Below are 23712 nucleotides of genomic sequence, written 5' to 3'. Positions count from 1 at the left end.
ACGGGAGCATGCAGGTGTTCGCGGTCGATGGGCTTCCGGAGATCAGGGCAGGTGACGATATCGCGAGACTCATCGCAGACCAGGTCGACCTCGAAGCGGGCGACGTTGTCTGTGTCGCGAGCACCATCGTCTCGAAGGCCGAAGGTCGGACGGCCGACTACGACGACTTCCCGGCGGGCGAGCGCGCACAGCAGATTGCCGAGCGAGTGAGCGAGCGAGCGGGCGAGCAGAAAGACCCCCGGTTCGCACAGGCGGTCATCGAGGCAAGCGATGAGTTGCTGACCGACGACCCGATCATGCTCGCGGTCACGCCCTTTGGCCACGTCACCGTCAACGCCGGAATCGATCGGTCGAACATCCCAGACGCAGACATGCTCCTGTTGCCCGAGGACCCCTCGGCGAGCGCCCGACGACTCCACGAAGCGCTCGGCGTCCCCGTTATCGTGACGGATACGTCGGGCCGCCCCTTCCGTCACGGCCAGCGCGGGGTGGCAATCGGCTGGGCGGGACTGCCCGCTGCTCGGGACTGGCGTGGGGAGCACGACCGAGAGGGCAAGGAACTCGAAGCGACAGTGCAGGCGGTCGTCGACGAACTCGCGGCAGCGGCGAATCTCGTCACCGGCGAGGGCGACGGCGGCCTGCCGGTCGCGGTGATCCGTGACTGGGACTTTGGCGACCACGCAGGCAGCGATGAACTGTTCCGGAGCGACGACGAGGACCTGATCAGAGATCCGCTGAGGGAGTACTATGCTCGGGATTGAACTCACGCCGGAACACCCCGTTGGAGAGCTATCGGACCGCGCCGTCGACGCCGAGGCGGCCGGGTTCGACACCATCTTCGTGAGCCATCACTACAACAACCGCGACGAGTTCGTCACGCTCGCGGACATCGCGCGCGAGACTGACTCGGTACGTCTCGGTCCGGGAATCACCAACCCCTACGAGACTCACCCGGTGACGCTCGCCTCGCGGATGGCAACGCTCGACGAGTTCGCGGACGGGCGCGGGGTGTTCGGCGTCGGCCCGGGCGACGCCTCGACGCTCGACAACCTCGGCTACGAGACGAAACGACCGCTCGCGCGGGTACTCGAAACCGTTCAGGTCGCCAGACGACTGTGGGGCGGCGAGCGAGTCGACCACGACGGGGCCTTCCGCGCGGACGACGCCGGACTCAACTACGAGGGCGGGTCGATCCCGGTCTACGTCGGCGCACAGGGGCCAGATATGACGCGGATGGCGGCGAAGTACGCCGACGGCGTGCTCTACAACGGGTCGCATCCGCGAGACATCGAGTGGGCGAGCGAGCGTGTCGCGGAGGGCCTCGCGGAGCGACCCGACCATCGCGAGTCGTTCGATTTTGCCGCCTACGCGAGCGTCAGCGTCGCGCCGAAGCGAGATGCTGCACGCGATGCCGCTCGCCCGCCGGTGGCGTTCATCGCCGGTGGCGCGCCGCCGCCGGTGCTCGACCGACACGACCTGAGCCACGAGCGCGCAAAAGAGATCAGTGAGACGATTGCCGAAGGGGCGTTCTCCGAGGCGTTTGGACTGGTGACGCCCGCGATGATCGACGCGTTCTGCATCGCCGGAACGCCCGACACCGTCAGTGCGCGGATCGAGGGCCTCTACGACCACGCCGACAGCGTCGTTGTCGGGTCGCCGCTCGGCCCGGATCTGGAAACGGCTATTCGCCTTTTGGGTACGTCTCTCTCGGCCGGTCCGGACGGATGAGGTCGACCACGACACCGGCGGTCAGCAGTCCGAACGCGCCGAGCGAGACGCCGACGAGAACTGCTCCGATTCCGATCAGCACGGCCGACAGCGGGTCGTGCGTCGCGATGTCTGCGAAGATGCCCGGTGCGTCGAGAATGCTCTGCACTAGTTCCCCGAGTACCATACCCGAGCGTTTCGACCGACAGTACTTGTGTGTTCCCTCTTGACTGAGTGTTCTGGGGCGTTCTGTGTCACTGCGTCAGCGCACCCGATGTGTGGACCTCGCGTGTCGAGCGTTCGAGAAGAAAGGAGGGTCGCCCGTCCGATCCGGACGGGCGGAAGTCAGCGGGGTCCGTTAGGTCTGGGTCGCTTCGTGATTATGCGTCGGCGTTCTCAGCGTCGCTGTCGTCAGCGTCGTCGCTGTCGTCAGTGTCGTCGCTGTCGTCTTCTTCCTCATCGTCGTCGGCTTCCGTGTCGTCGTCATCGTCCGCTTCGTCTGCATCATCGTCTTCTGCGTCCTCTTGTTCGTCAGCGTCGTCGCTTTCTTCTGCGTCGTCACTCTCATCTGCGTCTTCTCCTTCGTCAGCGTCTTCTCCTTCGTCAGCGTCTTCTTCCTCGGCGTCGTCGCCCTCGTCAGCGTCGCCGAGCAGGTCGCTCAGCAGGTCACCGAGACTTTCCTCGGAACCGTCGAGGAACGACTCGATGGTCTGGTGGATTTCGACCACGTGGTCGGGCACCTGTTCGGGCAGGCCACCGCTCGGGCCGACGGTCGTGTTTCCTGCTCGCTCGTTCGGGCCAGCGTCGCTAGCAGTCGCGTTGGATGCGTCGTCACCGACTGCGCCAGGAACGTTCCCGGCAGCATGGTCGGGAATGCCAGCGTTGGCGTTATCGTCAGATTCGCTTGCATCGTCATCGTCTCCAGCATCGTCGTCGGTGCGCGCATCGTCCGCGTTGTCAGTATCCGGTGCGTTCTCTGTTGCGGTGTCCGGAGCCTGGTCGGCCGGGCTAGCGGCACCGACTGCCGCCACGCCGCCGATCAGCAGCAGCGCTGCGACCGAAACCGTCAGGAGTTGTTTTGCTTTCATCGCACTCAATCCTCTGGCTGCCACCTCCATAAGGGGGTGACGTAGTGAACTCGGATTCAGTCGTTTGAACGCCTCTCAAGCCGAATTAAGCCAATTTAACACGATTTATCGTCCGTTTGCCGTGCCGTGCACGTCAGGGCGCTCTCCCGACGACAAAGCGAGACGAATGTGCGCCTCTTTGGCTGCTGCGCACTTTCGGCCGCGGGAGCGACGTGTCCGAACTGCCGATGTGGGCCAACATCGTTTTGTGTGCAACCGACCTTGTTCGAGACGTGTATCGGGGACTGTTGCTCGCGGTGCTGGTCTGTTGTGTGGCTGGACTCGTCGTCCCGGCAGGTGCAACCTCCCACTCTCCGTTCGCGCAGGAGGACATCGACCCCGACGACGTCCTGTTGTCGGTCTCAATCGAGGAGGACACCGACGCTGCCTGGACGGTCGAGTATCGACTCCGACTGGATACCGACGAGGACAGACAGGCCTTCGAGGACATTCGAACCGACATCGATGCGAACCCCGACGCGTACACCGACCAGTTCCGAGCGCGGATGAACGGGACGGCCGACACCGCCGAATCGACGACCAACCGCTCGATGACGATAACGGAGATGACCGTCTCCGCACAGAAGGAACAACTGCCACAGGAATACGGGGTCGTCACCTACACCTTCCGGTGGTCGAACTTCGCGGCCACCGATGGGGAGCGTCTGGTCGTCGGCGACGCCATTCAGGGGATGTTTCTCGACGAGGAGACGACGCTGCTGATCTCGTGGACTGACGCACACGAACTTCTCGACGCGTCACCCGACCCGACCGAGACGCGCGAGCAGTCGGTCGTCTACACCGGGGAGTTGACGTTCGGAGGCGAACAGCCGCAGATCGAACTCGGGCCGCCCGGTGCGTCGTCCGGCGGCAGTGGGGGACTTCCCCTCTCGCCGCCCGTGTTGGTCGCACTTCTTTCCGTGTTAGCCGCTGGCGGGGCTGGAGCGTACGCGTATCGACGGCGTGACCTTGGTTCGACGGACGGTGACGGCGCGACGACACAGCAGTCGGATCAGGGAAGTCAGTCGTCGGACACTGCGGACCAGCACGCAGACTCGGGTGACCGGACGTCAGATTCGGCGAGCCAATCGGGGAGTTCCGACGAAGCGTCCGCTGCTGCGACGGCCTCGGCCGACATCGACCAGGAACTGCTGAGCAACGAGGAGCAGGTGCTTCGACTCATCGAGCAGTCGGGCGGGCGGATGAAACAGCAGGAAGTCGCGACCCAACTCGACTGGACGGACGCCAAGACGAGTCAGGTGGTGACACAACTCCGCGACGACGGCGCTCTCGACGGCTTCCGACTCGGCCGGGAGAACGTCCTCGCGCTCCCAGACGAAACTGACGAGAAGTGATCAGACGACTCTGGATCCGCTTTCCTCACGTGCTGGCTCGTTCGTCAGTCTCGTTTTGGGCTGACTCGTCCGAATCCGTGCTGTCTGGTGTCGACGAGGACTGATCACTGGCCGCGGTATCAGATCCCTCGTCGTCGGTCGCGTCGTCTGCCCCATCACGGTCAGCGTCGGTGTCCGTCTCGTTCGATCCGCCACGGTCTGCGTTCGGGGTCGCCCGCTTTCCATCGCGGTCTGGCTCACCGCTCGTCCTGCTCTCACCGTCCCGGTCCGTCTCACCGTTCGTCTCCTCATCCGCCCCTCCACGGTCAGGGCCGCCGGTCGCGCTCTCGGATTCACCGCGGTCCGCCCCTGGGCGGTCGGTTCCGTTTCCGCCGCGCTCACCGCGGTCTCTGCCGACCGCGCCGGGCCTGTCACCGGTGATACCGCGGGCGATAGCTGCGACTTCCTCACCGCCCAGTCGACTCGCGTCCTGCCGCAGGGTTTCGATTGCGGTCACGTTCACCCCGTTGGCTTCGAGCGCCTCTCGCGGCAGTGTGGCCGCGGCTTCGCCAGTCTGATTCAGTTGGGCCGTGAGCGTGTTGAGTTGGGCGGCGACGACTGCGGTCTGTGCCCGGTATTTCCCCTCCGAAATCGTTCCGTTCTCGCGCTGTTGGGTCAACGCTGCCTTCCGCTCTTCGAGGGACGTGATGCGCTGTTCGACCGCCTCGATCTGTGCGGCGATCCGGTCTGCTTTCGTCGCGTTGTCGTCGGCCCGGTCGAGCGCCACGGCGAAGGACTGCTGGTCGAGTTCTCCGTTGAGTTCGACGCTTTGGACCTCTACTACCCCAGCGAACTGTTCCCCGGGCGCGGTCTGGGCGTCGCTGTCGCCGGTCTGTGCCACGATGTCGCTTGCATCATTCTGGGCCACGAACCCTGCTGCCGGAGCGCCCAGTAGCCCGACAGCGACCAGAAGCCCCGCAACGAGCGTGATCCGGTTCATCGTTATTGGATACGAGGTGCGACACGTCCATATAAACCGCTGTTCCTTGTCGTGGATCGCCCCCGATCAATCCGAATTAAGCCGGATTAACTGAGGCAACGTTGACCTCGGGGGGGAAGCCGGGATATATGAGACAGCGACGACAACGACGCGTATGGGCGACCGCTCACTCGACGAGTTCGGACAGAGCGGCGAGGACGCCGAACCGACAACTGAGCCATCCGAACCGACACCAGTGGCGTCAGATTCGACGTCTGGAGAACGTTCACAGGGGACGGTCGAACCGGCGACGGGCACTGCGCGCTGGAGCGGCGATGGGGAAGTCTGTGGCGCGTGTGGCGACCGCGTCTCGCGACTCTGGTTCGAGGACGGGCAGATGGTGTGTTCGTCCTGCAAGGGGTGGTAAACAGCGTTTAGAACCGAGCCGAGATGCCGACTCTTGCGGATCTGTGAAGCGAGCGTCAGACCACCCTGCCATTTAGTATGCTGGAACCCAAGTATTGGATGACAGTCGATAGCATCCAACGCGGCAAGACGCGTTGACGAGGTTGGCCGGTCCGACACGATGTCGATGTTGACTGCGAACCTGAACCGGTGGCAACTGACGCGGGCAGGAACTGAGAGCACACATGACAGATACGGAGACAGACGCTCCAGACCCAACGACGGCGCGGGACCAGACAGAGGAACCGACCGACATCACGACGGCGCGTGAGACCGTCGATTCGATCATCGACAACGTCCAGCAGGTGATCGTCGGCCACGACGAGGAGATCAGACACATCATGACGGCACTGCTCGGGCGGGGACACGTCCTACTGGAAGACGTACCCGGGGTGGGGAAGACGATGCTTGCGCGGTCGGTCGCACAGTCCTTCGGGGGCACGTTCAAGCGCGTCCAGTTCACGCCGGACCTGCTTCCCTCGGACGTGACCGGTGTCAACGTCTACAACCAGCGCGAGGAGGCCTTCGAGTTCAGAGAGGGGCCAGTGTTCGCAAACGTCGTACTCGGCGACGAGATAAACCGCGCACCGCCGAAGACGCAGAGCGCACTGCTGGAGGCGATGCAGGAGCGACAGGTCACCGTCGACGGGACGACCCGCACGCTTCCGGACCCCTTTACCGTCATCGCGACCCAGAACACCGTCGAGGGTGACCGCGCCTACGACCTGCCGATGGCCGAACTGGACCGGTTCATGAAGAAACTGCAACTTGGCTATCCCGACTCCGCACAGGAGACGGAGTTGCTCGACCGGGTCGTGGGCGAACATCCCATCGAGCAACTGACGTCGGTGGCGACCCTGCAGGACCTGCGGCGCGCCCGGGCGACCACGACTGAGGTCACCGTCTCGAAGGCGATTCGGGAGTACGCGACGCGAATCGTGACCTACACGCGTGAGCAGACACAACTGGGTGTCAGTCCGCGCGGCACCATCTCCCTGCTCAGGGCCGCTCAGGGTCGGGCTGTAATCGACGGACGCGACTACGTCGTCCCCGACGATATCCAGACGGAGGCGCCAGCGGTGCTGGGGCATCGGATCCGGACCAGCGACAACCGAACCGGCCGGACAGTCATCGCCGAAACGCTCGACAGAGTGCAGGTAGAATGAGACTGACACGCCGCGGCTGGATTGCGTTTGGCGTCGTTCTGGGCACCGTCGCGTACGGCTGGCAGTTCGGTGCGCGCTCGCTGAACGCCGTCGCAGCGCCGCTGTTTCTCGCGCTGTTGCTCGGGATGCTCTCGGTCCGGCAGGCGAGCGAGCCGACCGTCGAACTCGCTGGATCAGCGCCGGGCTTTCCCGGGGAGACGCGAACGGTCGAATTGCTCGTCGACGGAACTGGACTCGCAACCGTTCACGTCGCGCCGCCGGACGGAATCGACATGGAGCCGATCGCCGCGACAGTCTCGCTCCCCTATCAGTTCGAGCGCTCCGTCGAGTTACAGGACCGCGGCGTCCACTCGATTGGCCCGCCGACCGTCGTCCAGCGCGGCGCGCTCGGACTCGTCGAACGGCAGATCGAACAGACGACGGCCGCAGAGGTGGTCGTCTATCCGCAGCGATACGAGGTCGCAGCGGAGAGCGCGCTCGCGCGGCAGTTCTCGGATGAGTTCGAGGTCGAGCGGCAGGAGTTCGACCGGCTTCGCGAGTACCAGCCGGGTGACCCCCTTCGACACGTTCACTGGAAGACGAGCGCGAAGCGCGAGGAGTTCATGGTCGTCGAGTTCGCCGCAACCGAACGCGACGAGACGGTCTCGGTCGCCGCGACGAGCGAACCGGGACGGGTAGACGAGATGGCACGTGCGGCCGCAACCGCCGTCGAACTCGGACTCGATGCCGGACAGTCCGTCGAACTCACACTGCCCGAGGAACACCTGCCTGCAGGGCGTGGGATGACCCACCGGGGGAACCTCCTCCAGTTACTCGCGGCAACCGATGGCGGTGACCTCCCCGAGGCAGTGCGCGCCGATGCGGATGTCGAGATTGACGCGGGATCGGACGACACGCGCGTCCGGATCGGTGAGTACACGACGACGCTGTTGGAGGCGATCAGCAAGCAGTCACAGCGCGACGTGGAGACAGAAACTGACCACGAGTCCCCGGAGGTGCACGCATGAACGACACCCGATCCGGACTATTGGTCCGTGGCGTCGCGTTGCTCGCCGCACTCGCGTTGCTGTTTGCCTTTCTCTCGGTGATCCACGACGTGCTCGGCACGGTTCGTGACCCGTGGCCGCTGTATCCGCTCGTCGGGGTGACACTCCTCGCGGCGACGGTGACGGCTCGCGTGCTCGAAGAGCGAGTCGCACTCGCGCTCGGCGGCGCGGTGTTCGTGCTCAGCCTCGTCGTCTACGTGCTCGCCTTACCGTACGACCCGAACGTCATCGCGATGGCGCTGCACAACGTCGAGTTGCTGACGGGCCAGACAGTCCTCAAAATCCGGGCGGTGGACATCTGGGCGCTGTCGGTCACGCCAGCCCCGGTGTTCGTGACGTGGTTTCTGGTCGTGCGCCGCCGATACGTCGCCGGAGCGGTCGCGGGCGGTCTCCCCGTCGGCTATCTCGTGCTCACGGGCGATGCTGCCACGACGGCAACGCTGCTCGCGGTCATCGCAATCGGCGCGCTCGTCGGCTTTGGCGACCTCGACGGACGTGACGTGTCGCGTGCGGCAACCGGACGCGTTGCGACGGTGCTTGCGGTGATGATCCTCGCTCCGCTCGTGGTCACTATCGTGCCCAGCGGGGCCGCAGCGCCGATCTCGATCACCGACACCGGCGAGACGACGACCCTCGAAGAGAGTCTCGTGGGCACTGACGGGCAGATCGATGTTCAGGCAGAGGTCGATCAGTCACCAGCGATTCGGTTCATCGTCGAGAGCGAGCGAGCGAGTTACTGGAAGACGGCGACGTTCGACCGATACACGGGCGACGGCTGGGTTCGAACCGGGTCGAACACGGCGTACGGTCCGGACGAACTCGACCAGCCGCCGGGTGAGACAGAACAGGTCACACAGCGCATCGAAGCCAATACAACTATCTCCGCGCTGCCAGCGGCGTGGCGACCGACGCAGGTCAGCGACGACATCGCTGACCGGACACTCGTGACCGACCACGGTGACATCACGCTCGATGGCACACTCTCGAACGGGGAGACCTACGAGGTGACCAGTCAGGTTCCGCAATCGGACCGGAAACGGTTCAGGTCGACACTCGATTACCCGGACGACATCGAATCGACCTACACCCAGCTTCCCGATGACACGCCGGACCGCGTCGGTGAGTTCACCGCAGAGCTCACCGCGGACGCGAAAAACCCACACGAGGTTGCACTGACCGTCGAACAGTGGCTCAAGAACGCACGCGAGTACTCACTCGACGTCGACCGCCCCGATGGAACCGTCGCCGACGCGTTCCTGTTCGAGATGGAGGCCGGGTACTGCACCTACTACGCGACGACAATGGTGACCATGCTGCGAACCCAGGGGATCCCGGCCCGTCTCGCCGTCGGATACACCCCCGGCGAGGAGGTCGACGAGGACACCTACGCGGTGCGCGGGCTGAACGCACACGCGTGGGTGGAGGTGTACTACCCCGACGTTGGGTGGCTTCAGTTCGACCCGACACCGGCAGACGACCGCGAGGAAGCCGAACAGCGCGCGCTCGACGAGGAGATCGAACAGACGGGCATCGAACCCACTGGGTCTGCAGGGCAGTCGTCTCTCGACAGTAGCACCGACCTGGGAGCAAGCGAGAATGCGTCGGCCAGTAACACGACCCGGTCGACGATTCCGGCACGGCTTCGTGAACAGATATTCGCGGGCGATCCGTCCAGTCTGATGGCTCCGGAGGGAGGGACAAACGGGAGCCAGGTCGTCTCGGGCGCAACCGGAGACACGACTGGACAGGCCGACACCGACAGGGAGTCCGAGACGTTACTCCCGGTGACGCCGCCCCCGACACAGCAGTTCGCACTCGGGGTCGTCGTGTTGCTCGGTCTGGTTGCCGGGGTCAGACAGAGCCCGACGGTCGGCCGGATCGCAAGCAGCATCCGGTTTCGACGACACCGCGGGGCGGACCCAGCCGCCGACATCGAACGGATCCACGACCAGTTACTCGCGACGCTCGAACGGCGACACAGGCCCCGGAAACGCGGTGAGACGATGCGCGCCTATCTGGACGATATCGACGCGAGCTGGAGTGCCAGACAGCTCACCGACCTACGAGAGAAAGCCCGATACAACGAGGCGGCAACGACCGACGATGTCGACGAGGCGCTTGGGCTACTCAAGACCGTCAGACGGTCACAGAGTCGGATTCCGTTCCGCTGACTACACTACTGGACGTCATCGTGGGCAGCGCTGGCAGCGATCCGCCCAGTCACGAGGGCGGTCGCGAGCCCACCGATATAGCCGCCGTTGTGGACGTTTCCGACGCTCGCACCCGCCGCGTACAGCCCTGCGATCGGCGCAAGATTCGTCGAGTCCGTGTTCGTCGAGTCCTGTGTGAGTGTGGAACGGCTCCGAGTCCGGTCGATACCCTCCATCCGGGCTGTGACCGCCACGCCGCCTGTCGTCTGGGTAATCCCGGGCTGCACCGCAACGACGTACATCGGTGGCGTGTCCAGCGGCCGACGGTCGGTAGTGCGTGGCGGATCCAGCCGGTTTCCCTCTGTCATAGCCGCGTTGTACTCTGTGAGCGTCTCGACCAGCCGTGCTCCGTCGAGGTCCCAGTCGGAGAGCGCCGCTGTGAGTCCCTGGATCGACTCTGCCGAGGCGACAGCACCGCCAGCGCGTTCGACCCGGTCGACGAGCGCTTTTACCTGTGACCCCGAACTGATTTCGGACTCGTACAGCGTCGCATCGAGGACGTAGTACGCTCGACCGTCTGCCTCGCGTGCGGTCGCGACGGCGAGTTCGTCCTCGCCGTCACAGGCCGATTCGTCGACGAACCGCTGGCCGCGTTGGTTCACCGCGACTGCTCTGGGGCCGTAGTACTGCGTCAGATCGATGAACTCCTCCGGGCGCACGGTTGCCGGTGGCGCGGCCATGTTGTGCCCGTAGAACCAGCCGGTGCCACGGGTAAGTTTCGCGTCGACAGCGGCCGCCGCCCGATATCCGTCGCCCGTACTCCACGGGTTGCCGCGCAGCCACAGTCGGTCCGGACGGTCGGTGATGTGCTGTTCGACCATCGCGTCGTCGCCCTGAAAGCCACCCGTCGCGAGTATCACAGCCTCGCTTTCGATATGTACCTCCGACCCGTCGTCCGCGACGACGAGTCCCGCAACATCGCCCTCGCGCTCGCGAAGTCGCTTCATCGGCGTGTCGGTCTGTACCGTGCCGCCGTTGCGTTCGAGCGTCTCGACGAGTGCGTTCGTCATCTGCTCCGGGTCGGCGTCCATGATCGTCCGCTCCTCCTCGGTTGGTTGTTCGGTCAGGTCGACGCCCTGTGATGTCAGCCACTCGATGGACTCCTCGTAGCGGTCGACGACGAGCGACTGGAGCATCTTGTTTCCCTGTGGCGCGACTGCTGTCGCCGTGGCAACGTCATCCCACGTCCAGATGGTGCCGCCGGACAATCTCATCGAGCCACCCGGCCGTGACCCCTTTTCGACCACGAGGACGTCCTCGCTCTGTTCTGTCAGCGCGACGCCAGCGACCAGCCCCGCCATCCCAGCCCCTGCGATCACGACATCCGTCGACTGTGGAAGAGCAGACATACGACAGGTACTCTGTGCCAGAACTTAGCAGTTCGGGCTGGCCGTCTCGGTGGTGGGTTTCACTCTACACGACTGCCGACGCGCCGGAATACTTATTCCGACTCCGGCAAACGCTCTGGTCATGTCGTTAGAGATTCACATGAACGTGGGCGGCTGTTTTCGGTCGCCAGCCGAGGACATCGAACTGGCGAAGACGGCCGTCGATGCCGGGTTCGAGGGCATCTGGATCGGGGACCACTTTCATCCCTGGCTGGACACGCGCCCCTACACCCATCACGTCCTCCCATGGCTCGGTGCGGTGATGAACGAGGTGCCAGAGGTTCCGGTCGGCACCTCCGTTTCGTGTCCACTCTTTCGGTACGAACCGCCGGTGTTCGCGCAGGCACTGGCGACGCTCGACAACATGTCCCCCGACCGGCTCGAGGTCGCGCTGGGGGTTGGCGAGGCGCTGAACGAAGCCCCGTTCACCGATACCTGGCCCGACTGGGGCACTAGAGCGGAGATGCTCGTCGAGGCAATCGAGATTATGCGTGAACTCTGGGACACACGGGACTACCTCACCTACGAGGGCGACCATTACCAGTACGAGGACATTCAGGTGTTCACGCCGCCGAAATCCGACATCGACATCAACTGGGCCGCCTGGGGGCCACAGTCGAGTCAGCTTGCGGGAACACACGGAGATGGCGTGTTGACGACGGGTGGGGCTGAGTTGGTCGAAAAGCGGGTGGCTCCGAACTTCCGGAAGGGGTGGGAGGGTGCGGACCGGCAGGGTGACCCGCACATCACGAACGAGATCATCACGAACATCGGCGACCCGGACGAACTGGTCGCCGAGGCACGAGAACGAGGCGAGATGGTTCCCGTCGAGGAACTCGACAACCCGGACCCGCGTTCGATCCAGTCGGTCGCAGACGAGCAGATCAGCGAGATGAGCGACGCAGAAATCAGAGACGAACTGCTCATCACCGACGACCCGAGCGAACTGCTCGAACTACTTCAGTCGTTCGAGGACGCTGGCGTGACTCGCGTCATCGTGATGTCAAACCTGGGTGACCCATACCGGGTTGTCGAGGCGTTTGAGGAGACCATTCTGCCAGCATTTTGACCGTCTGCAGCTACTTGGCTGGAGCGTGCGAATCCCCTGGGCACATCAGGGCCCCGACGAGATTCACCAGGAGGTGATCTCCACGCCGTTCAGCGGCCGGTCGAGTGGCACCGTGCAGGTGCCGTTCGTGTAATGAGAGACGTAGAACCCGATGATGATTTCGAGTGATTTGGCCGCCTCGACGCCGGGTGAGATGTTTTCGACCCCGTCGTTCAGAATGTCCTGAATGTGATTCGCGGCGTTTGCAAACGCTCGCTCGTAGTCCTCGTCCCACGTCCACTCTCCCTCGATACCGGGGAGAGGGAGCTCGACGTGCTCGCCGTCTTCGAGCGACCAGTAGCGCCACTCGCCGTCGTCGTTGTTCATGTACAGTTTCCCTTCCGAACCGATGAAGCTCAGGTTCATCGAGGAGATGTCGCGGGGGATGGTACAGTCGATGGTGACGAAGGTGTCGTCGTCCATAACGACGAAACCGCCGCCAGCGGCGTCGTCGACGTCCTGGTCGGCACCGAGAGAGTCCGCGGCCTCGTTTTCGCCGGTGATGTAGCCGTTGACGACGCTCGGGCGCGCATCCAGCAGATAGACGAGCGTATCGAGCAGGTGCGTGGAGTTCCGGAGCAGTTCCATCCGGAACTGCGTGCTCACGGACCGAATTTCACCGAGCAGACCCTCCTCGTGAATCAGCGTTCGAAGCTGCTGCAGCTTGTCGGTGAATCGAAAGGAGTGGTTGATGACGAGTTCGGTCTCGGTCTCCTCACAGCGGTCGATCATCCGATTGGCGTCTTCGAGCGAGGAGGCGATTGGTTTCTCGCACCAGACGACCTGTGGTGACCCGTGTTCGACCGCATCCAGCACGTGCTCGGCGTGCAACAGTGTCGGCGTCGCGACCGAAACCACGTCGAGTGACTCCGCCTGGAGCATCCTCGTGTGGTCCGTGTAGGTTGCTCCGTCGTCGAGGTCCCACGCGTCCGCGAACGTGTTCAGCTTGTCCGGGTCGGTGTCTGCGACGGCGACCAGTTCGATGTCCGAGGTGGCGTCGTAGCCGCCAGCGTGACTTGCTCGCACTTTCTTCTTGCCGATTTCGTCCTCGTCGTGCATGCCGAGGATGCCGAGTCCGGCGATCCCTCCAGCACCGATGATTCCTGCGGTGTAAGTCATTCTGTCTCTCGGTCAGAGGGCGGCGACACGCATTAATTCTTCTGGGGTGTCAGTCGTTCTTTGCAGACGCATCTCCGTCTGCCCCTCATCGCTCGATATCCCGACAGTATTTAATAGCACCATTTCTTAGGAGTACATTGTAATGTCGGAAGTCTGCTCGACGTGCGGGCTCCCTGACGAGCTTTGCGTCTGTGAGGACGTCGCAAAGGACTCGCAGGAGATTACCATCCGCATCGACGAGCGCCGCTACGGAAAAGAGGTAACGATAATTGAGGGCTTCGATCCGAACGACGTCGACTTGGACAGTCTCTCGTCGGACCTCAAATCGAAATTCGCGTGTGGGGGAACGATAGACGACGGTCAGATCGAGCTCCAAGGCAATCACACAGGCCGGGTCGAGGATTTCCTCCGAGACAAGGGATTCAACGTCGCCTAATCGACTGTTTTCGGTCGCTCCGGTGTGTGTTGGATTCAATTGAGTTGATCGTGTGGCGAACGGGTTTGTAACTGCGAACGCTGTATTGACTACTGACACTTCGTCTGTGCTGACCACCAAGAAAGCCCCGACTGGCTACGCTCCCACGACTCGCTGTGCTCCTCGGCCGTTGGCCTGCGGTGCTTGCTTCGTCGGGGTTCGCGTAGCCAGTCGCCCCTTTCAGTCCCACCCGAGTCGGCTGGTAAGCCTGTCTGCGGGGTGGGACTGAAAGGGGCGAGTCTCTGAACGAGCCCCGGCGAAGTAAGCACGCGACTGAAAGGAGCGCGCGCAGCGAGTCGCGGGAGTTCAGAGACTCGGGGCTTTCTTGGTGTCTACGGACTGTCTGTTATGAGATCCGCTGACCCACTTCGCACCTAGAAGAACTGAAAGAGGTCGTCCCGGCCCGCGTCGTGGAGGTGTTCGCGGACGGCAGATTCGAGTGCGTCGATGTTCCCCCGCTTGGCGGAGATGGGGGCAATCGTCTCCTGCCACTGTTTCCAGGGTGGCACGAGTCCGAAGCGGTCACAGATTTCGTCGAGTCGCTCGTCCGTGTTGTCGACTTTGTCCATCTTGTTGACCGCGATGACAGGCGGAATCCCCACGTCCCGCAGGAAGTGATACAGTTCCACGGTGTGCGGGATGGAATCGGGGCCGCTGTGGCGGTCGATGATATCGACGGCGGCCTTGCCGTCGAGGACGAGAACCCCGACGAGAATCTCGTCGGCGTACTCCTCGATATAGCGGACGATGTCGGTTTTGATTTCCTCGCGCACCTCTTCGGGGACGCCCTTCATGAAGCCGAAGCCGGGCAGGTCGGTGATGACGAAATCCGCAGACGCCCAGTCGTAGTGGTTGGGCTGTCGGGTCACGCCCGGCCGACTCCCCGTGTCGAAGTCGTGGCCGGTGAGTTCGCGCATCAGCGTCGACTTGCCGACGTTCGACCGGCCACAGAGGACTACCTCACTGTCTCGGTCCGGTCGACTCTCGAACATACCTCTTGTTGGCTGCCAGCGGATAAATGGCTGTCCACATCGAGTCGAACGACCGGTGCGTATGCACTGTCATTCGGAGCCAGCGGATATTCACAAGAGAGTAGCCCTGGCTGGATTCGAACCACAGTCACTCCGTTCCCTGCTTCGAATCCAGTCGGCGACTGAAAATACAGTAGCCCTGGCTGGATTCGAACCACAGTCACTCCGTTCCCTGCTTCGAATCCAGTCGGCGACTGAAAATACAGTAGCCCTGGCTGGATTCGAACCAGCGTCAGTGGCTCCAAAGGCCACTATGATTGGCCGCTACACCACAGGGCTTCACCAGTGCTTGCCTGCCCGGATACAAGTGCATTACTGTCCGCAGGAAAGAGGCACCTTTTTAACCATCCATCCCCCGACTGTGGAGTGAGGTTAGTATGACCGGTGATCGATTTATTCGGGGGCCACCCCGACACTAGCACACTCGAGAACATCGGCGACGTACAGTTTCTCGACACGACGCTCCGCGACGGTGAACAAGCGCCGGGTGTGTCGCTCACGCCCGACGAGAAAGCACACATCGCCCGCAAACTCGACGGCGCCGCGATCGACGTGATCGAGGCCGGGAGCGCCTGCACCGGCCCCGGTGAGCGCGAGACGATCCGCCGCGTCGCAGATCTCGATCTCGACGCGACGGTCACCAGTTTCGCCCGCGGCATCCAGAACGACATCGATCTGGCCATCGACTGCGGCGTCGACGGCGTCAATCTGGTCGTACCCGCAAGCGACAAGCACGTCACAGAGAAGGTCGGCATCTCCTTGGAGGAGAACGTCCGCTCGACCGCCGAACTCGTCGAGTACGGCAAAGACCACGGTCTCTGGGTCGAAGTTATTGGCGAGGACGGATCGCGTGCGGATCTCGACTATCTCGAAGAACTGATGGCGGCGTCGCTCGACGCTGGCGCTGACCGGGTCTGCTACGCCGATACAGTCGGCCACGCGACCCCGGACCGCACGCTCGAATGCGTTCGGATGCTTGCCGAACTGGGACCGACGAGTACGCACACCCACGACGACCTCGGACTGGCGGTGACGAACGCGCTGGTCTCGCTCGCGGCCGGGGCCGACATGGTGCACGGCACCATCAACGGCATCGGCGAGCGCGCGGGCAACGTCGCGCTCGAAGAGGTCGCCATCACGCTCGAACACGGCTACGGCGTCGAGACGATGGATCTCTCGAACGTGTACGAACTCGCCCAACTCGTCGCCAACAAGACGGGCATGGCGCTGCCAGCGAACAAGGCCGTCGTCGGCGAGAACGCCTTCACCCACGAGTCGGGTATCCACACCGACGGCACGCTCAAGGACGACTCGATGTACGAGCCATACCCGCCGGAGCTGGTCGGGCGGAAGCGACGGCTCGCACTCGGGAAACACGCCGGACGCGCTGGCGTCGAGGCCGCGCTCAGCGAACACGACGTCTCCGTCACCGACGAGCAACTCGACGAAATCGTCGAGCGAGTCAAGACTATCGCCGACCGCGGCAAGCGCGTCACAGACGTGGACCTCCTGACGATTGCCGAGGAGATTCAGGGGATCGAGCGCGACCGCCGCGTCGAACTGCTTGACCTGACTGCGGTCAGCGGCGTCAACCCACCGACTGCGAGCGTTCGGCTCGCCGTCGAGGGCGAGAGCCGCGAGAACGCAGCGACCGGGTCCGGTCCCGTCGACGCCGCGATGAACGCCACCGAGGAACTCTTGAGTCACGAAATCGACGCCTCGCTGGAATCCTACCACGTCGACGCGATCACGGGTGGCACCGACGCCATCGTCACCGTCGAGGTGGAGATGTCCCGCGACGACGAAACCGTCAGCGTCGCCGTGAGCGATTCCGACATCACGCACGCCTCGGTCACGGCGATGGTCAACGCGATGGACCGACTCGTCGCTGACGACGAGGAGACTCTGATCGCCGACGACTGATCAGTATGTTTGTTTCAGTGGGTTTTGACTGTTTCTTCGCGGCTTCAAACACCAAGAAAGCCCCAGCCTGCTGAACTCCCGCGACTCGTTGCGCTCCTTGGCCTTCGGCCTGCGGTGCTTACTTCGTCGTGGTTCGTTCAGCAGGCTGCCCCTTTCAGTCCCACCCAGTTCGGCTGACCGATCAGTCTATGCGGGTGGGACTGAAAGGGGCCGCTCTCTCGGGGAAGGCGGACGTAGCAAGCACGCGACCGAAGGGAGCGCGCAGCAAGTCCCCCGACCCGAGAGAGCGGGGGCTTTCTTGGTGTTCACAAGATTGGAATCACCCATAACCATGACAGTCACAACATAAAATACGAGACCCAAACACCGATCTAGCGTCGACCGGGAACGGAAGCCCTTAAAGCCCTGCTCACGGATCACCGTGTATGGCTGAATCGATAGAAGTACTCGTTCCCGGTGGAAACGCCGACCCCGGTCCGCCGCTCGGGCCGGAACTCGGTCCGACGCCGGTCGACGTGCAGGCTGTCGTCCAGGAGATCAACGACCAGACCGCGGCGTTCGACGGGACCGAAGTTCCCGTGACCGTCACCTACGAGGAGGACGGCTCCTTCGAGATCGAGGTCGGTGTCCCGCCGACGGCGGAACTCATCAAGGACGAAGCGGGCTTCGAGACGGGCAGCGGCGAACCGCAGGAGAACTTCGTCGCCGATCTTTCCGTCGAACAGATCAAGCAGATCGCTGAGCAGAAACACCCCGACCTGCTGGCCTACGACCTGAAAAACGCCGCGAAAGAGGTCGTCGGCACCTGCGTCACACTCGGCGTGACAATCGAGGGCGAGGACCCCCGCGAGTTCAAAGAGCGCATCGACGGCGGCGAGTACGACGACGTCTTCGCCGACGAGGCGACCGCCTAACCGCCCGTGCAGCACGCGGGACCGATAGACGTCCGTGACGCGATGACGACCACGGACGAAAGCGCTTTTGCGTATCCACCGTCCACACTCGGATAATGGGGCTCGAAGACGAGATCCGGGAACTCGAAGAGGAAATCGCCAGCACGCCCTACAACAAGTCGACTGAAGCACACATCGGTCGGCTGAAATCCAAACTCGCAGAGAAAAAGGAGAAACTCGAAAAACAGCAGTCTTCCTCGGGCGGCGGCCCCGGCTACGCCGTCGAGAAGACGGGCGATGCGACCGTCGCACTCGTGGGCTTTCCCAGTGTCGGCAAGTCCACGCTGTTGAACGCGCTGACCAACGCGGACAGCGAGACGGGGTCTTACGAGTTCACGACGCTCGACGTCAACCCCGGCATGCTCCAGTACCGCGGGGCGAACATCCAGTTGCTCGACGTGCCCGGACTCATCGAGGGTGCGGCGAGCGGCCGCGGCGACGGACAGGAGGTGCTTTCGGTCGTCCGGACAGCGGATCTCATCATATTCATGCTGTCGGTGTTCGAGATCGACCAGTACGAGCGCCTGCAGGAGGAGCTGTACCGCAACGGCATCCGCCCGGATCAGGAGCCGCCACGGGTCTCGATCCGCAAGAAGGCAAAGGACGGCATCTCCGTCAACGCGAGCGTCGACCTCGACCTCGACGAGGGAACGATCACGAGCATCCTCCGTGAGCACGGGTACGCGAACGCGGACGTGACCATCTCCGAGCAGGTCGACCTCGACCGACTCATCGACGGCATCAGGGACAACCGCGTCTATCTCCCCTCCACCGTGGTCGTCAACAAGGCCGACTTGATAGAACCCGATTACCTCGAGACCGTCAACGAAAACCTCCGTGAACACGACATCGACCCTGACGACGCAATTTTCATCAGCGCCGAACAGGAGAAAGGCCTCGATACGCTCAGAGAGCGGATCTGGGCAGAACTCGGTCTCATCCGGGTCTACATGGACAAGCCCGGCCGCGGCGTCGATTACGAGGAACCACTCATTCTCTTTTCGGGTGCGACTGTCGAGGACGCCTGTGAGAAACTCGGCGGGGAGTTCGACGAGCGGTTCAGGTTCGCGCGAGTCAGCGGCCCGAGTGCGAAACACGACGAACAGCAGGTCGGTCTGGACCACGAACTCGCAGACGAGGACGAACTGCGGATCCTGACGACGAACTAGTCGCACCTGTCAGTACAATTCTCGGTGATTTTCGATGTCGAGGTCTTCGATCAACTCGAATCTGCCATCCGACGTAACGAGTGGAACGTCGAGCGAGCGCGCAACACCGGCGATCATCATATCGGGATGCTGGATTCGCTTACCGTTTTCCTCTAGCTCCTGCCGAATTCGCGCGGCTTCGAGTGCATGCGTTCTGTCGTACTCCAGATAGTCCACCCAGGGGAGATGGTCTTCGATGAGCACGGGGTCGCGCCCTTCCTTTATCGCGCCGTGATACAGTTCGTAGGAACCGATCGACGTGAGCACGAGAATTTCGTCCTGGTTGTCGAGTCGATACTCCTTTGCCGGTTCTCGCCCGCGAAGAAAGTCCGCACAGAAGCTACTGTCGAGGATCTTCATGATTCTGCTTCGAAATCCTCGTCCATCTCCTCTTTGACCTCCCGCACGGACTCGTCGATACTCGTGTCGCTCCACGCGCCGAATCCGGCGAGTGGATCGTCATCCTCTAGCTCCCGTCTGATGACCGACTCGAAACTCTCGTCACCTCGCTTTCGCGCTCGGAGCTTCCGCCACGTCTTTTCCGACACCCGGATAGTCTTATCACCCATGTACACACTAGTGTATACATCGAACGAATTTCTGTGTTTCCCCGTTCGTTCGGAGCGGATGATACACGGGAATGCACCAGCCCATTATCTGAGACCCGCACGCTTTTGCTCGCTGCGTCCATCCTTCCGTACATGAGCGGTATTCTCGACCACACGATGATTCGCGTCTCGGACCTCGAACAGTCACTCGACTGGTACGGCACCCACCTCGACTACGAGGAGTTCGACCGCTACGAGGGCGACGACTTCACCATCGTCTACATGGGTCCCGAGGACATGCACGATGACGGCGCGATGCTCGAACTGACCCACAACGAGGGTGAGGACGACCTCGAACTCGGTGACGCGTGGGGCCATATCGCCGTGCGCGTCGAGGACGTTCACGACGCGTACTACGAACTCATGGACGAGGGCGTCGAGGACTATCGCCGCCCCGAGGACAATCCCGGCTACGCCTTCGTCAAAGACCCAGACGGCCACGAGATCGAGATCGTCGAGCGGGACTTCGGCGCGCGCTGGTCGATCGACCACACGATGATTCGGGTCGAGAACGCCGACGAGGCACTCGGCTACTGGACGCGCAAGTTCGAGTACGACGAAGTCGGTCGGTGGGAGGCAGACACGTTCGCGAACTACTTCGTCGAGCCGTCTGATGCCCCCGAGGAAGTGATGAGCCTCGAACTCACGTACAACTACGACGGGCGCACGTACACGCTGGGCGACGCGTGGGGGCATCTCTGCGTTCGACTCGACGACCTGCAGGAGGACTGGGAGCAACTCATGACCAGAGAGGCTCCCGAGTACCGCGACCCAGAATCGTGTGATGACCTGTACGCCTTCACCAAAGACCCGGACGGTCACGAGGTTGAACTGCTTGAACGCGACCCCGCGGCTGAGTCGCTGTTTCCGTTCTAATACTGTCGGCTGTCCACATGGCAGATATTTTGCCCACTGGGTGTGGAAGTAGTTTCGAGATGCGATAGCCGACACTATGCGTGTTTGTCAGTGACTCTTCTGTCTATCGGCGCGGTGCTCTTCGCTCTCCCTATTTATATATGGGGATTTAATATATTTATATATACGTAAAATAAATGTGAAATACTGCTTAATGGCTTCTATTCATACTTTGTCACCAGGTATTTCAGGAGAGAGTTAATTATATATGGAACGGGACTATTCTGTGCAATAGTCTCCTCACATAGGAGAATCGGGCGATGTACAAGAGTAGAACCGATGGTCCAACTTCACACGCGACCGCAAACGCCTATGTCTCTGTGTCGACTAGTCGGTGAAAGCCGATGAGTGCGACGGTGTACTCTTGGGTTGCCGTCGGGGTCTTGGCCGTCTCTGCGTTGATCACGACAGGGATGGGTGTGTATGCGTACTGGCATCGTGAACGTCCTGGTGCACGATGGCTTTCAGGGACACTTTGGGCGACGACAGTCTGGACGGGAACATACGCGCTAGGGTTACTGACACACAACCAGACGTGGCGACCGTTCTGGGAGCACCTCCAGTGGTTTGCAACTCCTGTACTCCCTGTCTGTTTTCTATTGTTTGCGCTCGAATATTCTGGGTATGGACAGGCTGTCACTCGGAAACGAGTACTTGGATTGTTCGTGCTACCCGCAATTACCATCGTATTTGTCTGGACGAACGACATCCACAATCTGATGTGGATCGAGAATCAGGTCGTTGTCAAAGACGGGATCGTGACGATGGTTGCGACGTACGGTCCTTGGTTCTGGGTAACGTTGGTGTACAGCTACATACTGGTGCTTCTGGGCGGGGGAGTATTGCTCCGTTTGTTATTCGCTTCGAACTACTTGTATACCGACCAGGCAATACTTCTCGGTATTGGAATTATCGTCCCACTGGTGGGAAATATCTTTGCGGTGTTTGTCTCGACACCCGTTCCTGGGTTTGATCTCACCCCGTATGGATTCGCAGTTTGGGGGATCGCACTGTTCGGAATTGTCTACCGCCGTCGGCTATTTTCGCTGATCCCGGCTACACAGCGCCTCGGGCGAAAAAACGCAATCTCACAACTTGACGATGGAGTTATTATTATTGATGACGACAAACGTGTTGTCTATTTGAACAATACTGCGGCTTCTGTGTTTGACTGTACCACGACAGAAGCTATTGACACCCCACTTGCATCTCTTGTCCCCGAGTTCGAATTCGAAACTGTCACCACTGCTAAACTTGAACGTAATCAGCGGCGCTACGAGATACGAGTGTCGCCGATCACGAACCAAGCAGACCAACAAATCGGGTACACGCTGATTGTAACTGACGTGACCGAGCGATATCGTCGTGAGCAAGCACTTGCCGAAAAACGGGAAGAACTGGCTCGCGTGAATGAACTGAACGAGACTATCCGTGGCGTAAATCGAGCGCTCGTGAAGTCGACTGAGAAAACGGAAGTATACGAATCCGTGTGTACTCAATTTGCGAACAGAGAACTCTACGAGGCCGTTTGTCTTGCTGATGCCTTGACTGTACTGGATGAAACGGATAACTGGATAATGGGGGGCGAAAGATGTGTTTCCCCACCGATATTAGCAGCGCAGCCAGTTATTGATTCTCAAGAACCCACAACCGTGACTGTCGAGGATATGGATCGATCGGGGACGTGGATCGTGGTTCCAGTTGTCCATGATCAGACCGTATATGGTGTCTTCTGTGCACTTACTTCGCTGGATTCACCTCCCGAAGACGAATACGATATCCTTCTTGAACTTGGGGAACTCATCGGATACACTCTTAATGCGCTGGAACATCAACAACTGCTCTCAGCTAGAACTGTCTCTGAGTTCACATTAAAGGCTCACAACGGCGGCGCAGCACTTGCAACTGCATCTGAACAATCGGGATGTCGGTTTATGCTTCAGGGATTGATTCCATCATCGGAAACTGCTACTGTTGCGTTTCTGGAAGTCAGTAATGGTACAGTCGGGACTGCTCGCGAGGCACTGCTGAACGTCTGTGATAGCTCGGTTCGGACCATTCGCTCGGACGACGAGGATGTCGGCGGAGTACTCTCCTGGACTATCGATGACGGGACACTTCTTGAGGAACTAAACACTGCGAGTACGAACATCACGAAGGTCGTTGCCGACGGTGGAACGGCCGAGTACAGTGTCGAAATGCCCTCTGACCAGAATGCACGTCAGTTACTCGACCGGATCCAGAGTTCATTTCCAGGGACATCGATCTCGTCAAAATGTCAGAAACAACGTGGTATCGATCGCTCGTTGACTGATCCACGGAAAAACGAGATTTTGGAAACAGTAACTGAACGTCAAGAACAGATGCTCAAGGCGGCGTTCCATGGGGGCTATTTTGACTGGCCTCGGGAATCAACTGCCGAAGAGATTGCAGACACGTTCGAGATCTCTGCTGCAACGTTTCATGGCCATCTCCGGAAGGCAGAACGGTCTGTTTTTAGACAGATATTCGATGACGACACAGAACGTGAGTAATCTGCAACGTGTCCTCTCCTTTTGTGATACGCTGAACAGGCACAGTACTACTGCTTTCAGACCATGAATACGCGCCATCCATCGGATGGCTTCCCCCAATCCCTAAATTCATATACATTTCTAGCACTAGCATTTAATTGCAGGCCACGATAATTGTGTCTATGAATCGGTCGGAACGGAGTGGATTACGAACCGTCCTTCGGGAGTGGCCTGTCCACCCACGTAACGAGACTGTCAAACGAATCGTCGGTGAACACCATATCCTCGATAGTTGTGCCGATGTGCCGACTGCTCAAAGCACGAACCACGATCTCCCTGAATCCACTGACCCTGCTGGCGGTTCCGTAGCACAAACAACTCCGGGATGTGGAGATAGATATCAATAAATCTAGTCTATAATACCCGCTAGATTGCAC

At 61.3% G+C, this 23712-nt stretch carries 22 protein-coding genes and 1 tRNA gene; 14 read left to right on the top strand and 9 right to left on the bottom strand.

From position 1 onward, the window contains the following. The first annotated feature begins 8 nt into the window (after window positions 1-8). Both ACMGFL_RS12175 and ACMGFL_RS12170 read left to right on the top strand, forming a co-directional pair. Window positions 9-761, top strand: coding sequence for a coenzyme F420-0:L-glutamate ligase (locus ACMGFL_RS12175; protein ID WP_436935804.1), 753 nt, complete (start codon window positions 9-11; stop codon window positions 759-761). After that, on the top strand, window positions 748-1728 hold the full coding sequence (locus tag ACMGFL_RS12170) for a 5,10-methylenetetrahydromethanopterin reductase (protein WP_436935803.1): 981 nt from the start codon (window positions 748-750) through the stop codon (window positions 1726-1728). Before ACMGFL_RS12175 ends, ACMGFL_RS12170 begins: the two co-directional genes overlap by 14 nt. On the opposite strand, the gene ACMGFL_RS12165 is transcribed toward ACMGFL_RS12170, so the two are convergent. Together ACMGFL_RS12165 and ACMGFL_RS12160 are read right to left on the bottom strand one after the other, a co-directional pair. Next, window positions 1682-1894, bottom strand: a complete 213-nt coding sequence (locus ACMGFL_RS12165) for a DUF8024 family protein (RefSeq protein ID WP_436935802.1) — start codon at window positions 1892-1894, stop codon at window positions 1682-1684. The genes ACMGFL_RS12170 and ACMGFL_RS12165 overlap by 47 nt on opposite strands. A 193-nt stretch (window positions 1895-2087) precedes the next feature. After that, window positions 2088-2795, bottom strand: a complete 708-nt coding sequence (locus ACMGFL_RS12160) for a hypothetical protein (protein WP_436935801.1) — start codon at window positions 2793-2795, stop codon at window positions 2088-2090. A gap of 272 nt (window positions 2796-3067) precedes the next feature. Here ACMGFL_RS12160 and ACMGFL_RS12155 point away from each other — a divergent pair, with 272 nt between their 5' ends. Beyond that, window positions 3068-4189: a helix-turn-helix transcriptional regulator gene (locus ACMGFL_RS12155; protein ID WP_436935800.1), complete on the top strand. Its 1122-nt coding sequence runs from the start codon at window positions 3068-3070 to the stop codon at window positions 4187-4189. Window positions 4190-4214: 25 nt separating this feature from the next. Here ACMGFL_RS12155 and ACMGFL_RS12150 read toward each other — a convergent pair whose 3' ends face one another. After that, window positions 4215-5168 (bottom strand): hypothetical protein, encoded by a 954-nt coding sequence (locus ACMGFL_RS12150; RefSeq protein ID WP_436935799.1) that lies wholly within the window; start codon window positions 5166-5168, stop codon window positions 4215-4217. Between the two features lie 154 nt (window positions 5169-5322). Here ACMGFL_RS12150 and ACMGFL_RS12145 point away from each other — a divergent pair, with 154 nt between their 5' ends. From ACMGFL_RS12145 to ACMGFL_RS12130, 4 genes are all read left to right on the top strand, one after another. Beyond that, entirely contained in the window at window positions 5323-5574 is a 252-nt protein-coding gene (locus tag ACMGFL_RS12145; RefSeq protein ID WP_436935798.1) for a DUF7573 domain-containing protein, read from the top strand. Window positions 5575-5797: 223 nt separating this feature from the next. Then, a complete protein-coding gene (locus tag ACMGFL_RS12140) occupies window positions 5798-6778 on the top strand; it encodes an AAA family ATPase (protein WP_436935797.1) in 981 nt (326 codons plus the stop codon). Then, a complete protein-coding gene (locus ACMGFL_RS12135; protein WP_436935796.1) occupies window positions 6775-7785 on the top strand; it encodes a DUF58 domain-containing protein in 1011 nt (336 codons plus the stop codon). The genes ACMGFL_RS12140 and ACMGFL_RS12135 overlap by 4 nt, the downstream gene beginning before the upstream one ends. After that, window positions 7782-9995: a transglutaminase TgpA family protein gene (locus ACMGFL_RS12130; protein WP_436935795.1), complete on the top strand. Its 2214-nt coding sequence runs from the start codon at window positions 7782-7784 to the stop codon at window positions 9993-9995. Before ACMGFL_RS12135 ends, ACMGFL_RS12130 begins: the two co-directional genes overlap by 4 nt. A 5-nt stretch (window positions 9996-10000) precedes the next feature. Here the strand turns inward: ACMGFL_RS12130 and ACMGFL_RS12125 are convergent, their stop codons facing one another. Next, complete coding sequence (locus tag ACMGFL_RS12125; protein ID WP_436935794.1) at window positions 10001-11383, bottom strand: FAD-dependent oxidoreductase; 1383 nt, start codon at window positions 11381-11383, stop codon at window positions 10001-10003. Between the two features lie 121 nt (window positions 11384-11504). Between ACMGFL_RS12125 and ACMGFL_RS12120 the strand changes: the two genes are divergently transcribed. Next, window positions 11505-12491, top strand: coding sequence for an LLM class flavin-dependent oxidoreductase (locus ACMGFL_RS12120; RefSeq protein ID WP_436935793.1), 987 nt, complete (start codon window positions 11505-11507; stop codon window positions 12489-12491). A 63-nt stretch (window positions 12492-12554) separates the two neighbouring features. On the opposite strand, the gene ACMGFL_RS12115 is transcribed toward ACMGFL_RS12120, so the two are convergent. Further along, a complete protein-coding gene (locus ACMGFL_RS12115; RefSeq protein ID WP_436935792.1) occupies window positions 12555-13649 on the bottom strand; it encodes a Gfo/Idh/MocA family protein in 1095 nt (364 codons plus the stop codon). A 142-nt stretch (window positions 13650-13791) separates the two neighbouring features. Between ACMGFL_RS12115 and yciH the strand changes: the two genes are divergently transcribed. Further along, complete coding sequence (yciH, locus tag ACMGFL_RS12110) at window positions 13792-14085, top strand: stress response translation initiation inhibitor YciH (RefSeq protein ID WP_436935791.1); 294 nt, start codon at window positions 13792-13794, stop codon at window positions 14083-14085. A gap of 413 nt (window positions 14086-14498) precedes the next feature. Here yciH and engB read toward each other — a convergent pair whose 3' ends face one another. Both engB and ACMGFL_RS12100 read right to left on the bottom strand, forming a co-directional pair. Further along, on the bottom strand, window positions 14499-15116 hold the full coding sequence (gene engB, locus ACMGFL_RS12105; protein ID WP_436935790.1) for a GTP-binding protein EngB: 618 nt from the start codon (window positions 15114-15116) through the stop codon (window positions 14499-14501). Window positions 15117-15361: 245 nt separating this feature from the next. Beyond that, a tRNA-Gln gene (locus ACMGFL_RS12100) sits at window positions 15362-15434 on the bottom strand. A gap of 105 nt (window positions 15435-15539) precedes the next feature. On the opposite strand from ACMGFL_RS12100, the gene ACMGFL_RS12095 reads away from it, so the two are divergent. From ACMGFL_RS12095 to ACMGFL_RS12085, 3 genes are all read left to right on the top strand, one after another. Beyond that, complete coding sequence (locus ACMGFL_RS12095) at window positions 15540-17078, top strand: (R)-citramalate synthase (protein WP_436935789.1); 1539 nt, start codon at window positions 15540-15542, stop codon at window positions 17076-17078. 425 nt (window positions 17079-17503) lie between these two features. Beyond that, window positions 17504-17992 carry a 50S ribosomal protein L11 gene (locus ACMGFL_RS12090; RefSeq protein ID WP_436935788.1) on the top strand — a complete coding sequence of 163 codons (489 nt, stop codon included), beginning with the start codon at window positions 17504-17506 and terminating at the stop codon, window positions 17990-17992. A gap of 95 nt (window positions 17993-18087) precedes the next feature. Beyond that, entirely contained in the window at window positions 18088-19200 is a 1113-nt protein-coding gene (locus ACMGFL_RS12085) for an OBG GTPase family GTP-binding protein (protein WP_436935787.1), read from the top strand. 9 nt (window positions 19201-19209) lie between these two features. Here the strand turns inward: ACMGFL_RS12085 and ACMGFL_RS12080 are convergent, their stop codons facing one another. Beyond that, window positions 19210-19599 (bottom strand): PIN domain-containing protein, encoded by a 390-nt coding sequence (locus ACMGFL_RS12080; protein WP_436935786.1) that lies wholly within the window; start codon window positions 19597-19599, stop codon window positions 19210-19212. Beyond that, entirely contained in the window at window positions 19596-19808 is a 213-nt protein-coding gene (locus ACMGFL_RS12075; RefSeq protein WP_436935785.1) for an antitoxin VapB family protein, read from the bottom strand. The genes ACMGFL_RS12080 and ACMGFL_RS12075 overlap by 4 nt, the downstream gene beginning before the upstream one ends. 132 nt (window positions 19809-19940) lie before the next feature. On the opposite strand from ACMGFL_RS12075, the gene ACMGFL_RS12070 reads away from it, so the two are divergent. Next, window positions 19941-20723 carry a VOC family protein gene (locus tag ACMGFL_RS12070; RefSeq protein ID WP_436935784.1) on the top strand — a complete coding sequence of 261 codons (783 nt, stop codon included), beginning with the start codon at window positions 19941-19943 and terminating at the stop codon, window positions 20721-20723. A gap of 383 nt (window positions 20724-21106) precedes the next feature. Beyond that, window positions 21107-23296: a histidine kinase N-terminal 7TM domain-containing protein gene (locus ACMGFL_RS12065; RefSeq protein ID WP_436935783.1), complete on the top strand. Its 2190-nt coding sequence runs from the start codon at window positions 21107-21109 to the stop codon at window positions 23294-23296. Window positions 23297-23712: the final 416 nt, after the last annotated feature.

It is taken from the genome of Halovenus marina (assembly GCF_051414115.1).
Lineage (GTDB): Archaea > Halobacteriota > Halobacteria > Halobacteriales > Haloarculaceae > Halovenus > Halovenus marina.
The sequence above is the reverse complement of the archived record's forward strand: the minus strand, read 5'-3'. Positions and strand labels throughout refer to the sequence as shown.